Source organism: Pseudoalteromonas sp. PPB1 (assembly GCF_015356275.1).
GTDB lineage: Bacteria > Pseudomonadota > Gammaproteobacteria > Enterobacterales > Alteromonadaceae > Pseudoalteromonas > Pseudoalteromonas rubra_D.
In genome coordinates, this window is the sequence record NZ_JACEQV010000003.1 from 15,080 (window position 1) to 29,699 (window position 14,620).

8 protein-coding genes are annotated in these 14,620 nt (G+C 47.0%); 5 read left to right on the forward strand and 3 right to left on the reverse strand.

Annotated elements, in window-relative coordinates; translation table 11 throughout:
* Positions 1-79: 79 nt before the first annotated feature.
* The 3 genes from nadK to recN all read left to right on the forward strand — a co-directional run bounded on the left by nadK (position 80) and on the right by recN (position 3,368).
* Positions 80-964: an NAD(+) kinase gene (nadK, locus tag IY568_RS03925; RefSeq protein ID WP_125560199.1), complete on the forward strand. Its 885-nt coding sequence runs from the start codon at positions 80-82 to the stop codon at positions 962-964.
* 62 nt (positions 965-1,026) lie between these two features.
* Positions 1,027-1,602 carry a hypothetical protein gene (locus tag IY568_RS03930; RefSeq protein WP_125560197.1) on the forward strand — a complete coding sequence of 192 codons (576 nt, stop codon included), beginning with the start codon at positions 1,027-1,029 and terminating at the stop codon, positions 1,600-1,602.
* Between the two features lie 89 nt (positions 1,603-1,691).
* Positions 1,692-3,368 (forward strand): DNA repair protein RecN, encoded by a 1,677-nt coding sequence (recN, locus tag IY568_RS03935; protein ID WP_125560195.1) that lies wholly within the window; start codon positions 1,692-1,694, stop codon positions 3,366-3,368.
* A 1,286-nt stretch (positions 3,369-4,654) separates the two neighbouring features.
* Here the strand turns inward: recN and IY568_RS03940 are convergent.
* The 3 genes from IY568_RS03940 to IY568_RS03950 form a co-directional block, all read right to left on the reverse strand.
* Entirely contained in the window at positions 4,655-6,070 is a 1,416-nt protein-coding gene (locus tag IY568_RS03940; RefSeq protein ID WP_194866830.1) for an FAD-dependent oxidoreductase, read from the reverse strand.
* 8 nt (positions 6,071-6,078) lie between these two features.
* A complete protein-coding gene (gene gltB, locus IY568_RS03945; RefSeq protein WP_194866831.1) occupies positions 6,079-10,539 on the reverse strand; it encodes a glutamate synthase large subunit in 4,461 nt (1,486 codons plus the stop codon).
* A 524-nt stretch (positions 10,540-11,063) separates the two neighbouring features.
* Complete coding sequence (locus IY568_RS03950) at positions 11,064-11,411, reverse strand: Grx4 family monothiol glutaredoxin (RefSeq protein ID WP_046006741.1); 348 nt, start codon at positions 11,409-11,411, stop codon at positions 11,064-11,066.
* Positions 11,412-11,684: 273 nt separating this feature from the next.
* Between IY568_RS03950 and IY568_RS03955 the strand changes: the two genes are divergently transcribed.
* Together IY568_RS03955 and IY568_RS03960 are read left to right on the forward strand one after the other, a co-directional pair.
* Positions 11,685-12,266: a Fe-Mn family superoxide dismutase gene (locus IY568_RS03955; RefSeq protein WP_010382239.1), complete on the forward strand. Its 582-nt coding sequence runs from the start codon at positions 11,685-11,687 to the stop codon at positions 12,264-12,266.
* A gap of 423 nt (positions 12,267-12,689) precedes the next feature.
* Positions 12,690-14,612: a PrkA family serine protein kinase gene (locus IY568_RS03960; RefSeq protein ID WP_010382242.1), complete on the forward strand. Its 1,923-nt coding sequence runs from the start codon at positions 12,690-12,692 to the stop codon at positions 14,610-14,612.
* Positions 14,613-14,620: the final 8 nt, after the last annotated feature.

Sequence of the window (14,620 nt, forward strand, 5' to 3'; positions counted from 1 at the left end):
AGGCTAAATTTGCGAGTTTCAAGCGAATTCATTTTAAGATAATCTTGGCAATAGATATTTTGCCAAGGAAACTCACTGAATGAGCACACCATTTAATACCATCGGCCTGATTGGAAAACCCAACCATGATGGCGCTGCCCTGACATTACAACGCCTGTACACTTTTTTGCAAGCACTTGGCTATGAAGTTTTTGTTGAGCAACGCGTTGGCAAGCAGATAGCAGATCTACCCGACTCACACATACTCGATGTGGTTGCGCTGGGCGAACGCTGCGACCTGGCTGTGGTAGTGGGTGGAGACGGCAATATGCTTGGGGCTGCCCGGGTGCTGGCCAGATTTGATGTGGCAGTGATAGGAGTGAACCGAGGCAACTTAGGATTTTTAACAGACCTTGATCCGGACGATTTTGAAGCAGAGTTAGAACAGGTGTTGAGTGGCAAATTTGTTGAAGAACAGCGTTTTTTACTGGAGGTTGAAGTATTTCGCCATGCCGAACTAAAGAGCGCCAACCTGGCGGTTAATGAAGCAGTGTTGCACGCCGATAAAGTGGCTCACATGATCGAATTCGAAGCCTTTATTGACGAGCAGTTTGTGTTTTCTCAGCGATCCGATGGCCTGATCGTCACCACACCAACAGGCTCCACTGCCTATTCGTTATCGGGCGGAGGTCCTATTTTGACCCCGGAACTCAATGCCATGGCACTCGTGCCTATGTTTCCACATACGTTATCAAGCCGGCCATTAGTGGTCGACGCCAGTAAACAGGTCAAACTCAAACTCAGCCCGGAGAATACCGCAAGCTTACAGGTCAGTTGCGACAGTCATGTAGTACTCGCACTGTTACCCGGAGATGAAGTAGTCGTAAAAAAAGCAGAGAAAAAGCTGCGCTTAATCCATCCTGACAGTTATTCCTACTACAATGTTCTGAGACAGAAATTAAATTGGGGCAGCAGGCTTTACTAAGCGCTGGAAGTTCAGCAGAATAAGTAAAATTTGTTTTCTATTTTAGGGAAAAGTAAACCAACATGAGCTACGTTGTTTTCGTATCTATTACCTTATTAATCACCATTTTGGGTGTCTATGTGGTAATTGAGAATAACCGTAAAAAAGCACGCGAAGCCGAAAAGCGCGTGTTCAATGAACGCCTGAAAGAGATCAGCAGCCACTTTAAAAGTAAAATCAGTGAGTTTGTGAGTTATAAATTGATCCGCCCTAAACATGCGCCTCAGTTTAACGCCATTGTCGGCAACTTTTTTGTTGTTCAGGCTCACAATGACGACAATCTGGAAGCACTTGAGCGGGTCACAGATCACTTGCTTGGCACCATAGGCAATGAACTAAATAAATGTCGTGAAAATGGCAATATGGAGCTGCTAGCTGACCAATTGTTTATGTTTGTCAGTGAATTGCCGTCTGCTGGGCTTGCCTACAACAAAGCATTTTACAGCGAAATATTGCCTGCACTGATATCACGGATCCAAACCCCTGATATGCCGGCTCAAGCCGATGCCCAGGAAGTGGTGCAGAATGAGGAAGAACCTGTAACACAGAGCGAAAGTAACGACTCTTCAACACAACAGCAAAAAGCTGCTGCTCTGTAACGCACTCACACACCAAAGTGCAATTTCAAGTTGCATTTCCTAAGAATGCTGTATAGATTAACAGTAATTATACTGTTTGGATATACAGCATGCTTATCAGTCTGCAAATTAAAAACTTTGCCATTGTTAACGAACTAACCATCGACTGGCGCTCAGGTATGACCGCTATCACAGGTGAAACCGGAGCGGGTAAATCCATTGCGATCGATGCATTATCTTTGTGTTTGGGTGAACGCGCGGATGTTGCCAGTATTCGTCCGGGTGCCGCCAAAGCAGAGATTTCCGCTCAATTTGATATCAAGCAGCTCCCCTACGCACAGCAATTTCTGAGTGATCTCATGTTGGATGATGAAGAGCAAAACTGCATATTGCGTCGAGTCGTCATGCAAAATGGCCGTAGTAAGAGCTTTATAAATGGCAATTCAGTGACCGCGGCCCAGTTAAAAGAGCTAGGCCAACGCCTCATCGCCATCCACGGTCAGCACGCTCACCAGCTATTGCTCAAGCCTGATCACCAGCTCGGGTTACTGGATGCCTACGCCGGGCACGACACTTTACTACATGCTGTACGTGCTCAGTACCAGCACTATCACACGCTGCAAAAAGAACATGCCGAGCTCATTAAACAGCAACAAGCACAGGCTGCCAAAAAGCAGCTGCTTGAATACCAGGTTCAGGAGCTGGATGAATTCGCTTTGGAAGAGGGTGAGTATGAGCAGATTGAAACTGAGCATACCCGGCTAAGCCATAGCCAAACGCTGGCTGAAAGCTGCCAACGCGAATTAATGTGCCTGTCAGAACAGGACGATCAGACAGTATTAGGCCAGCTGCAACATAGCGTACAGACTTTCATTGAGCTCAGTAATTATGACCCCAAATTACAAGAGATCAGCCAGTTATTAGGAGAAGCCGCGGTGCAACTCGAAGAAGGCTGTCGGGAGCTGCGTGCTTATGGTGAAAACATAGAGCAAGACCCGGAGCGCCTACAGAGCGTCGAAGACAGGCTGGCACAGGCCATGGCCTTGTCACGTAAACATCAAATCAACCCAGAGTTACTGCACCAGCATCATCAGCAGTTACATGAAGAGCTGGCTTCCATTTGCTCTAACAACGAACGCATTGAAGATCTGCAACACGAAATAGCGGAGGCACTGCACGCCTATCAGATCTCAGCAGCACAGCTTAGCGAAAGCCGAGCACAGGCGGCACTGACGTTAAACGATCTGATCAGTGAAAGCATGCATGAACTGTCAATGGAAAACGGCCAGTTTGCGATTCAACTCAGTCAACATGAAGACCGACGCCCCAATGAGCTGGGCATGGATCAAATTGAGTTTCTGGTTTCGACCAACCCAGGCCAACCTCTGCAAGCACTGGCCAAAGTGGCCTCCGGGGGTGAACTATCGCGGATCAGCCTGGCCATTCAGGTGATTATCGCAAATCGCGTGACCACCCCCACCCTGATTTTCGATGAAGTCGATGTGGGAATATCAGGCCCAACCGCTTCTCAGGTCGGTAAACAACTACGCTTACTTGGTAAGTCAACTCAGGTTATCTGTGTGACACACCTGCCTCAGGTTGCCTGTAGTGGCCATCATCAGTTCTTTGTATCCAAGCGTGTTGAGGGCGGGGAAACCTTTACGTCTATGCTCCCACTGGTGCTGGAGCAACGTATTGATGAAATCGCCCGCTTGCTTGGTGGTGACAAAATCAGCAGCACCACACTTGCCAGTGCTAAAGAGCTGCTTGAGGTGCAGGGGGCATAACGCGGCAAGTTAGGAGTTGTGACAAAGTGAACAGGCAAACGAGAAGCTCGATTTTATATGATTTATAAATCCTCTAATGCCGTTTGCTTATGCCTAGAATGATTGTCGACTCTGTACTGAAATAAAAGTTCGAGGTGAGCCAGCCTTACAAAGTTATACGCTGTGCTCCGCTCAACTTCAAACTAGTTATTCTTACTATATGACTAAAGCTGCTATTTAAATTGCTTCTGCACTGTCAGTTCAAACCTACTATACAAGTCGGGCCAACATAGCTAGACATAAACGATCTCCGCCCGCAATTTTTAGTTATCATAACCTGATAGCCCTTTTGCGCAATAGACAACTGTGTCTGACGCATTTGAAACACAAAGCATATCATTGTCATCCGTACTCGATATTTCAACGCCGGACAGGTCATTGATAATAACCTCCTTCTCGCTTCCCTTTACGATTATGGACACTCTAGCCCCGTTATCATATTCCCATCCAGCGGACAGACTATGTATATTTCTACAAATGAAAGCCTCACAGATAAACTCTTGTTTTTGACTCGTCTTAGTGACTGAACAGGATGTGTCAATTACAGTACATGCAGCACGTACTTTGAAGCTGGTTAGCAGACCGACGACAAAAAAACCTAAGAGCATTGATTGAATATTCACTTTCAAAACGTTCCTTACCTTGTAGATACCGACTTTAAGGTTGACGAGAAATCTATCTAAATAGTGTGGGAAGTGCGCCATCTATCCAGGCCTGTACAGGAAGTCGCCCGCTCTCCAGACAAATAGAATTTCCTGTTGAAGCCGGATAATCGAAATAGACGCACAACTCATCGATGTGCGTTGCCCAATCATTTATCTCGTACATGCCCACTAAATCGTGCTTTACATCAATCACGACTAGGCGCTGAGACGCCCTCAGTCCCCCGTTAAAATAACGACGATAGTTAAAAACCTTATCTCCATTACTGAGCGGTCCTAAAAATTAAAATTCAGTCTGTTTATCAATAACAATATGTTCTGAGGATGAGGCTGTTTTTTTAAATATCAGACTAATATCTGAGCTAATCGGTATAGTTACCAGAGCGATTGCGACAGTAATATAGTTCATGGATCCCTCAATCAATGCTTACAGCACCAGTAGCTGGCTTGAGCGTACTCTACTTGATAATCCAGTCCAAGAACAGAGCGATTACTCCCCAAAAATCAAAAAGCCTACCGTACAGGAAACTGATTTACGGTAGGCTTATTTTAAGGCAGAACCACACTCAGTGCAGTTTCACAACTTTATACCCCAAGATAGTCCATGATCCCCTCTGCAGCATTACGGCCTTCGAAGATAGCTGTGACCACCAAGTCAGAACCACGTACCGCATCGCCACCTGCGAAGATTTTTTCATTGCTAGTTTGATGTGTGAACGCGCCTTTTTCAGGGGCAACGATACCGCCCCACTCATTGATAGCAACGTCATATGCTGCAAGCCAGTCAAGGTTATGAGGTTTAAAACCAAACGCCATAATCACCGCATCAGCTTCAATCAGGTGCTCTGATTCAGAGACTTCCTGTGCCCGTCTGCGTCCGTTCTCGTCTGGCTCACCCAGTTCAGTTCGGACCATGCGTACACCTGTTACCTTACCGTTTTGGTCTAATTCGATGCCTTTGGGCTGAACGTTAAAGCTAAACTTAACCCCCTCCTCTTTGGCGTTTTTTACCTCACGGCGTGATCCCGGCATATTGGCTTCGTCACGGCGATATGCACAGGTTACCGACTTTGCGCCCTGACGCACAGAAGTGCGCACACAGTCCATCGCGGTATCACCGCCACCTAACACCACCACACGTTTACCGGCCATGTCGATATACGCCTGCTTCTTCTCGTCGTATCCCATTACGCGGTTGGTATTGCCAATCAGAAACGGCAGTGCATCATACACCTGATCTGCATCTTCATTGTCCAGCCCGGCACGCATGTACTGATAGGTACCCACGCCGATAAACACCGCATCATACTGAGATAGCAGTTCATCCATGCTAATGTCTGTGCCAATTTCAGTATTCAGACAAAACTCCACACCCATTTCCGTAAATATCTCTCGACGTTTCTCCATCACCGATTTTTCCAGCTTGAATGATGGTATGCCAAACGTCAGCAAACCGCCGATCTCTGGGTTGCGATCAAATACCACAGGTTTCACCCCATTACGTACCAGAATATCGGCACAACCGAGCCCGGCAGGGCCCGCGCCAATGATGGCCACTTTTTTATCGGTCCAGGTCACATAAGACATATCGGGCTTCCAGCCCTGTGCAAATGCAGTGTCAGTGATGTATTTCTCAATATTACCTATGGTCACGGCACCGAACTCATCGTTCAATGTGCATGAGCCTTCGCAAAGCCTGTCTTGTGGGCAAACCCGGCCGCACACTTCCGGCAAGCTATTGGTCCGGTGCGACAACTCTGCAGCTTCCTGGATCCTGCCCGTACGGATCAATTTAAGCCACTGCGGAATATAGTTGTGCACCGGACACTTCCACTCGCAATAGGGATTACCACAATCCAGGCAACGATCGGCTTGCGAGCTAACCTGCTGCTTAGAAAATGGTTCGTAAATTTCAACGAAAGAGCTCTTACGCGTCGTGATTGGCTTCTTTCTCGGGTCGATGCGCTGAACATCGATAAATTGATAGACATTTTCGCTCATACTTCCCCCTACTGTGCCTGTACACGTAATTCAGCACTGCTGCGTGCACGGTGCCCCAACAAGCTCTTCACGTCGCTAGATTTTGGTTTGATAAGCCTAAACATAGGCACATACAGCTCAAAGTTAGCCAGGATCTGCTCTGCCCGGCATGACGCCGTATGCTCAAGATGTTCAGCGATCAGGCCTCGTAAGTGCTCCTGCATAGTTGCCAGCCCTTCCAGCGACAGCACTTCAACCAGCTCAGGATTGTAGCGTTTATCAAAATCCCCAGCCTCGTCCAGCACATAGGCAAAACCGCCTGTCATACCAGCGCCAAAGTTAACCCCTACCTGACCCAGTACGCACACCACGCCCCCGGTCATGTATTCACAACCATTATCACCTAGCCCTTCCACTATGGCCTGAACACCTGAATTGCGTACTGCAAAACGCTCTCCGGCACGACCAGCTGCATATAACTTACCGCCGGTGGCCCCATACAAGCAGGTATTACCAGCGATCGTGGCAAGGTGCGTTTGGAAGCTCGAACCGACCGGTGGGCGCAGTACCAACTTACCACCCGCCATGCCTTTGCCAACGTAGTCGTTCGCATCGCCAACCAGGGTCATTTCCAGACCTCCGGCATTCCACACACCGAATGCTTGTCCGGCAGTACCATGTAGCTCAATCACGACAGGATCTGCGGCCATCCCCTGATTGCCGTGACGAGACGCAATATAGCCAGACAACATGGCGCCCACAGAGCGATCCGTATTTTTGATCCGATTCACCAAAGACGTGCCGGTCTTATCGTCAATCGCCTGTTTTGCCTTATCCAGTAAGCTCTCATTCAGTTGACCTTGATAGTGCGATGTATTTGGCGCACTGCAAAAGAGCGTTTCGCCCGAAGGATTCGCAGGTTTTGCCAGTAAGGGTTGCAGATCAAGCTTTTGCTGTCTTACAGTCGTGCCTTCCAGCACCTCAAGCAGGTCCGTTCGACCAATCAGGTCGGTCAGCTTGCTTACCCCCATCGACGCCATGAGCTCTCTCGCTTCCTGAGCGATGAAGCGGAAATAATTCATCGCCATTTCTGGCAGGCCATGGTAGTGCTTCTGTCGCAGTGTCTCATCCTGCGTTGCGACACCTGTCGCACAGTTGTTGAGGTGACAAATACGCAGGTATTTACAACCCAGCGCAACCATAGGTCCGGTGCCGAAGCCAAAGCTTTCAGCGCCCAGAATGGCCGCTTTGATGATATCCAGGCCCGTCTTCAAGCCACCATCCGTTTGCAAACGGATACGATGACGCAACCCATTCTCAACCAGAGCTTGCTGAGTCTCAGCGAGGCCTAGCTCCCAGGGACTGCCGGCATACTTAACTGAGGTAAGCGGGCTGGCGCCTGTACCACCGTCATATCCCGCTATGGTAATTAAGTCTGCGTAGGCCTTCGCCACACCGGTCGCTATGGTGCCTACTCCAGGCTCAGACACCAGTTTGACGGAGATCATGGCTTTAGGATTGACTTGCTTGAGGTCAAAGATCAGCTGCGCTAAGTCCTCAATGGAGTAAATATCATGGTGCGGCGGTGGAGAGATCAAGGTGACCCCAGGCACTGAGTATCTTAATTTAGCGATATAAGGCGTCACCTTTTCACCCGGTAACTGGCCGCCTTCTCCAGGCTTCGCGCCCTGCGCGACCTTTATCTGGATCACGTCGGCACTTTGCAGATAATGCGGCGTCACCCCAAAACGGCCTGATGCCACTTGCTTGATACGCGAGTTTTTCTCAGTCCCAAATCGGAGTTTATCCTCACCACCTTCACCGGAGTTAGAACAGCCACCAAGCCGGTTCATAGCAATCGCCAGGGCCTCATGAGCTTCTGGCGAAAGCGCACCAATACTCATTGCCGCTGAGTCAAAACGTTTATATAACTCAGTGGCAGACTCAACCTGGTCAACATCTATTGCGGGGCCGCTGGTATTGAGCTTGAGTAGATCCCGTAAATTGGTTACCGGTCGGTTGTTTACCAGATCGGCATATTTTTGATAATCCGTGTAGTTACCGGAGCGCACTGCAACCTGGAGTGACTGAACAACATCCGGGTTATAGGCATGATACTCGCCACCATGGACGAATTTTAATAAACCGCCATGTGACAGTAACTTGCGCTTGCTATGCGCCAGTTTGTGTAACTGCACGCCGTCAGCCTCAAACTCCGCAAAGCCTGCACCTTGTATCCGACTGCTTACGCCTTTAAAACACATATCAACGATTTCGTCTGACAGACCCACCGCCTCAAACAGCATAGAACAGCGATAAGAAGCAATTGTACTGATCCCCATTTTGGACATGATCTTGTACAGGCCTTTATTAATCGCATTGCGATAAGCTAGGGTGACATCACGATAGGTTTTATCAATGACTTTACTGTCGCACAAAGCAACCAGAGTCTCGTAAGCCAGGTAAGGGTAAACTGCGGTTGCACCAAACCCGAGCAAAACAGCAAACTGATGTGGGTCGCGCGCGCTGCCCGTCTCCACGATAATGTTAGAGTCACAACGCAGATTGGTGTTTACTAACCGTTGCTGTACTGCTCCCACCGCCATCGCTGCGGGTACCGGCATAGTATCTTTACTAATAGCTCGGTCGCTTAATAACAACATCACACAACCGTGTGCTGCTTTTTTTTGCGCTTCATCACAGATCCGAGCGATTGCACTTTGCAGACTTTCGGCTTGAGGATCGTAGTTCAAAGAAATACGACACGCACTGTAATGATCGTCATCAGCAGCCAGCAATTGCTGAATATCTGAATAGGTCAAAACCGGTGAATCAAACTGTAGCCGTTTAGCGTGCCCGGTGGTTTCGTTAAACACATTCTGTTCACGACCAATGCAGGTCGCCAATGACATCACGTGGTTTTCTCGTAACGGATCAATTGGTGGATTGGTGACCTGTGCGAACTTTTGTCTGAAATAGTCGTAGAGCGAGCGGATCCCTTCCGATAACACAGCAAATGGCGTGTCGTCTCCCATTGACCCTGTTGCTTCCTGGCCATTTTGGCCCATCACCCGGATCACTTGCTCAATTTCTTCATTGCTGTAAGCAAACAGCTTTTGATAAGTCAGCAAGGTATCGTCATCAAAATCCCGTTGACCCGCATCCGCTTCAGCCAGGGCTTCAAATGGTGTTAGCCGCTTAACGTTTTGCTCTAGCCAGGTTTTATAAGGGTGTCTGGCCTTAAGGTCTTCGTCGATTTCGTCGGATTGCCAGATTTTGCCATGCAGTGTGTCTACCACTAACAGTTCACCAGGTCCAACACGGCCTTTCTCAATAACTTCATCGGGCTCGTAATCCCAGATTCCGACTTCAGATGCCAGAGTGATAAAGCCATCTTGCGTAATCACATACCGCGCAGGTCGCAGGCCATTTCTGTCCAGGTTGCACGCAGCAAAACGACCATCAGACATCACGATTCCTGCTGGACCATCCCAGGGTTCCATATGCATTGAGTTAAAGTCGTAAAATGCCCTGAGCTCTTCATCCATGGCACGATTTTTTTGCCAGGCAGGCGGCACCAACATGCGCATCGCGCGAAAGATATCCATGCCCCCGGCCAGAAATAATTCAAGCATATTGTCCAGGCTGGAAGAGTCTGAACCGCTTTCATTGACAAATGGCGCGGCATTTTGCAAGTCTGGTAGCAATGGCGAAGCAAACTTATAGGCCCGCGCTTTTGCCCACTGACGGTTACCAGTGATGGTATTAATTTCACCATTATGCGCCAGATAACGAAATGGCTGCGCCAACGGCCAACGCGGTTGTGTGTTAGTCGAAAAGCGCTGGTGAAATACACAGATGGCGCTTGTCATTCGGATGTCTGCCAAGTCCAGATAAAAGTTTGGCAGATCGGCCGGCATCATCAGGCCTTTGTATATAGTCACCAGGCCCGACAGGCTCGCAATGTAAAAGTCCGGATCTGCTTCCAGACGCTTTTCAATACGCCGACGTGCAATGTACAGTCGGCGCTCCAGGTCTTTTGGTCGCCACCCTTCCGGGGCAGACACAAACACCTGCTCAAACTGAGGCAGCTGCTCGGTAGCGATTGGGCCAAGCATACCCGGGTCTGTCGGCACTGTCCGCCAACCGACGAGCGTTAAAGTTTCTTTTTCTAATTCTTCGTTGATGATGTCACGTGCTTGCTTGGCAAATGACGGATCCTGGTTAAGAAACACCATGCCTACTGCATAGTTTTTCCCAAGATGCCAATCATTCTCAGCTGCAATTGCTCTGAAAAAACTATCGGGTTTTTGTAGCAGCAAGCCACACCCATCCCCTGTTTTTCCATCCGCAGCTATGCCCCCACGATGCTGCATTCTGTCCAGGCCAGTAATTGCCGTACGGATCAGCTTATGGCTCGCCTGACCTTGCGTGTGCGCAATCAAGCCAAAACCACAGTTTTCTTTTTCTAATGCCGAGTCATATAACATGGACTCCTCCCCTTGCTACAACTGCCAGCCGGTAATTTCAGACGAACTACTGGCAGATAATCAAAGCTAGCCTTGATTAGTATTCGAGTCAATACAATAAAGAATAGTTATTCACTTACATGAATATTTCTCATTAAAAGGTACTCAAATCTCTTCTTCTCATATAAAAGAATATTGAATAAAGGTAGAGAACCACAAAATGACACCGGTATCAAATCAAAAAAATAGGACAAACCGAACAAAACAAGGGAAGTTTACGTTAACGTAACCCCACTATTGAAATGAATAAATATTCACTATTCACCTTGTGAATTTGGCAACCCCTTGATTTGTGCAGGACGCGAGCTTGACGCATGCGTAAACCGAGTGTTGCAAAACTTAAAATACACCGTGAAACAAGAGAAAAGATATCAATGATAAATGCACAAATAAGCTGGTGCGGTACAAGAACAGAAAGGAGGAAAAAGGAACAAAAAAGGGCATGCAACCAACAGTCACATGCCCCACTATGAGTTAAATCAGACTTACTCGGCTTTTTCAGCGTCGTCTTCTTTATACTTAGCGGCTGTTTCAGCAATCAATGGCTGCAATTCGCCTTTTTGGAACATCTCGATAATGATGTCACACCCACCGATCAGCTCACCCTCAACCCATAGCTGTGGAAAAGTCGGCCAGTTGGCATAATGAGGCAGCTCAGCACGAATGTCCGGGTTAAGCAAAATATCGACGTAAGCAAACTGTTCACCACACGCCATCAGCGCCTGAGATGCCTGCGAGGAAAAACCGCAGTTAGGTAGCTTAGGTGACCCTTTCATATATAGAATGATCGGATTCTCTGCGATTTGCTGTTTAATCTTTTCAATGGTTTCCATTATTTACCTCAAAATGACGATAGCATAACCCATAATCGCATCCGCTTTGCCAGGCACCGCCTGTCAGCCGTTACTCTGCCCGTACAAAATAAATGCAATCTGAGCCATTCATTTTACAAGTCTTGGCTATTGCCATTGCTGTTTGCCAAAACTTGAGTAAAATACTCAGGAATTATAATATCACTATATGCCGTCAAATCGTATAGAAATGTAAGCTAAGAAAGACATTGCTTTTATTTGCTTTGACAATTTAACAACGAAATGGAGATTAACATGGCTTTTGAACTACCGTCACTTCCGTATGCTATCAACGCGCTTGAGCCGCATATTTCTCAGGAAACGCTTGAGTTCCACCACGGTAAACACCACAACACGTACGTTGTAAAACTAAACGGCCTTATCCAAGGCACAGACCTTGAGAACAAATCTTTAGAAGAAATCGTATGTAATTCAGAAGGCGGCGTATTCAACAACGCAGCGCAGATCTGGAACCACACTTTCTACTGGCACAGCCTTGCACCAAATGCAGGTGGCGAGCCTACTGGTAAGGTCGCTGAGCTGATCAATGCAAAATGGGGCTCTTTCGCAGCATTCCAGGAAGCATTCAATGACAAAGCTGTTAACAACTTCGGTTCTAGCTGGACTTGGTTGGTACAACTTGCTGACGGTTCATTGGATATCGTTAATACTTCTAACGCGGCAACTCCGTTAACGGAAGCAGGCGTAACGCCAATCATCACCGTAGACCTGTGGGAACACGCTTACTACATTGATTACCGTAACGTTCGTCCAGACTACCTGAAAGGTTTCTGGGCACTGGTTAACTGGGATTTCGCAAACGCAAACCTTGCTTAATTCTGAGATAGTGTAAAAGGCGCTTTTTAGCGCCTTTTTTGTTACCCTTTACACCTGACTATTACCCCTTTTCACCGTCCGTTATTCCTAATATTAAACACTTCAATTCCAACACCTGAGATGTACTGCACATAGCTCATTTTCGTTATACACTGCTGACACCAATACAGGAACTGAATTACATATTCAGACGGGCTAATTGGCATTTAGATACCTGCCTTACTATCCTAATTTGACCATTTGTATGAAATCTGTAAGTAAAAGCTCCTTAAGGTCAATTGACGCCCATATTCCACACTAATGCATTGAGCTGAATAGACATTAAATTACTGGAATTTTTAGGCAATTTTTAAATAACCCGACTAAGCTTTAAGTAGCCTTGCATTAAGAGACCGCATCATCAACAGGTTATTGGAGTTCATTATGAGTATATTTGAGCATTACCAGTCCAGATACGAAGCGTCCCAAGAAGAAGAGTTCACGATTGCGGAATATTTGGAAATATGTAAAGAAGATAAAGCTGCATATGCGAGCGCCCCAGAGCGCCTGCTAATGGCAATTGGTGAACCTGAAATGGTTGATACTTCGACAGATGCGCGGCTCAGCCGTCTGTTCTCAAATCGCGTCATCGCACGCTACCCCGCTTTCCATGAGTTTTATGGCATGGAAGACGCCATTGAACAGATCGTTTCTTACCTAAAACACGCCGCACAAGGCCTGGAAGAGTACAAGCAAGTACTTTACTTGCTTGGCCCAGTCGGTGGCGGTAAGTCCTCAATTGCTGAAAAACTCAAGTACCTAATGCAGCAGGTACCCATCTATGCAATTAAAGGCTCCCCGGTCAACGACCACCCACTGAGCCTGTTTAATCCGCTCGAAGATGGTGAACTACTTGATAAAGAGTATGGCATTAACAGCCGTTATTTGCGCACCGTAATGTCACCTTGGGCAACTAAGCGATTGCATGAATTTAACGGTGACATATCCAAGTTTAGAGTAGTAAAACGCTATCCCTCAATTTTAGACCAAACAGCCATCGCCAAAACTGAACCAGGCGACGAAAACAACCAGGACATTTCCGCATTGGTTGGTAAAGTCGATATTCGTAAACTGGAGCATTACGCTCAAAATGATCCAGATGCCTACTCATATTCAGGCGCACTGTGTTTAGCGAATCAGGGCTTAATGGAATTTGTAGAGATGTTTAAAGCCCCCATTAAAGTGCTGCACCCATTACTCACCGCAACGCAGGAAGGCAACTATAACGGCACAGAGGGTATCTCGGCTCTGCCCTTTAACGGCATAATTTTAGCGCACTCCAACGAGTCGGAATGGCAATCATTTAAAAATAATAAAAACAATGAAGCGTTTCTGGATCGGGTCTTTATCGTTAAAGTGCCCTACTGCTTACGTGTTTCGGAAGAAGTTAAGATATACAAAAAACTCATTGAAAATAGTGAACTCAAAACTGCACCTTGTGCTCCTGGTACGCTAGAAACCTTAGCTAAATTTTCAACTCTGTCTCGTATTAATGAGCCTGAAAATTCCAGTATCTATTCTAAGATGCGTGTTTATGATGGTGAAAGCCTCAAAGACACAGATCCAAAAGCGAAGTCTTATCAGGAGTATCGAGACTACGCTGGGGTCGATGAGGGCATGACAGGCTTGTCAACTCGCTTTGCATTCAAAATATTGTCACGTGTATTTAACTTTGATCATGCAGAGGTTGCTGCCAACCCTGTACACTTGTTTTATGTACTGGAGCAACAGATTGAACGTGAGCAATTCAGTGCAGAAGTCCAAGAGCGTTACCTCAGTCACCTGAAAGGCTACTTGATCCCACAATATGTCGAGTTTATTGGCAAAGAGCTACAAACGGCGTACCTTGAATCGTACTCCGAGTATGGACAAAATATTTTCGACCGTTATGTCACGTACGCCGATTTTTGGATACAAGATCAAGAATACCGCGACCCGGATACTGGCCAGTTATTCGACAGAGCAGCACTCAATGCTGAGCTTGAAAAAATTGAAAAGCCAGCAGGCATTTCGAACCCTAAAGATTTTCGTAATGAGATCGTCAACTTTGTGTTGAGAGCTCGTGCTCACCATAATGGTGCAAACCCTGTCTGGACAAGTTACGAAAAACTCAGAACGGTGATCGAGAAAAAAATGTTCTCGAACACAGAAGAGTTGTTACCCGTTATCTCATTCAATGCGAAAACCTCAGCTGAAGATCAGAAAAAACACGAAGACTTTGTCAATCGTATGATGGAAAAAGGCTATACCCAAAAGCAAGTCCGCTTACTTTCCGAGTGGTATTTACGGGTTAGAAAATCTCAATAACATTAGCG

What these genes read in the sequence shown, in the direction of transcription:
- IY568_RS03950 (WP_046006741.1), bottom strand. Translation starts at nt 11,411, where the DNA reads ATGGAAACCATTGAAAAGATTAAACAGCAAATCGCAGAGAATCCGATC.
- IY568_RS03960 (WP_010382242.1), top strand. Translation starts at nt 12,690, where the DNA reads ATGAGTATATTTGAGCATTACCAGTCCAGATACGAAGCGTCCCAAGAA.
- IY568_RS03930 (WP_125560197.1), top strand. Translation starts at nt 1,027, where the DNA reads ATGAGCTACGTTGTTTTCGTATCTATTACCTTATTAATCACCATTTTG.
- gltB (WP_194866831.1), bottom strand. Translation starts at nt 10,539, where the DNA reads ATGTTATATGACTCGGCATTAGAAAAAGAAAACTGTGGTTTTGGCTTG.
- IY568_RS03940 (WP_194866830.1), bottom strand. Translation starts at nt 6,070, where the DNA reads ATGAGCGAAAATGTCTATCAATTTATCGATGTTCAGCGCATCGACCCG.
- recN (WP_125560195.1), top strand. Translation starts at nt 1,692, where the DNA reads ATGCTTATCAGTCTGCAAATTAAAAACTTTGCCATTGTTAACGAACTA.
- IY568_RS03955 (WP_010382239.1), top strand. Translation starts at nt 11,685, where the DNA reads ATGGCTTTTGAACTACCGTCACTTCCGTATGCTATCAACGCGCTTGAG.
- nadK (WP_125560199.1), top strand. Translation starts at nt 80, where the DNA reads ATGAGCACACCATTTAATACCATCGGCCTGATTGGAAAACCCAACCAT.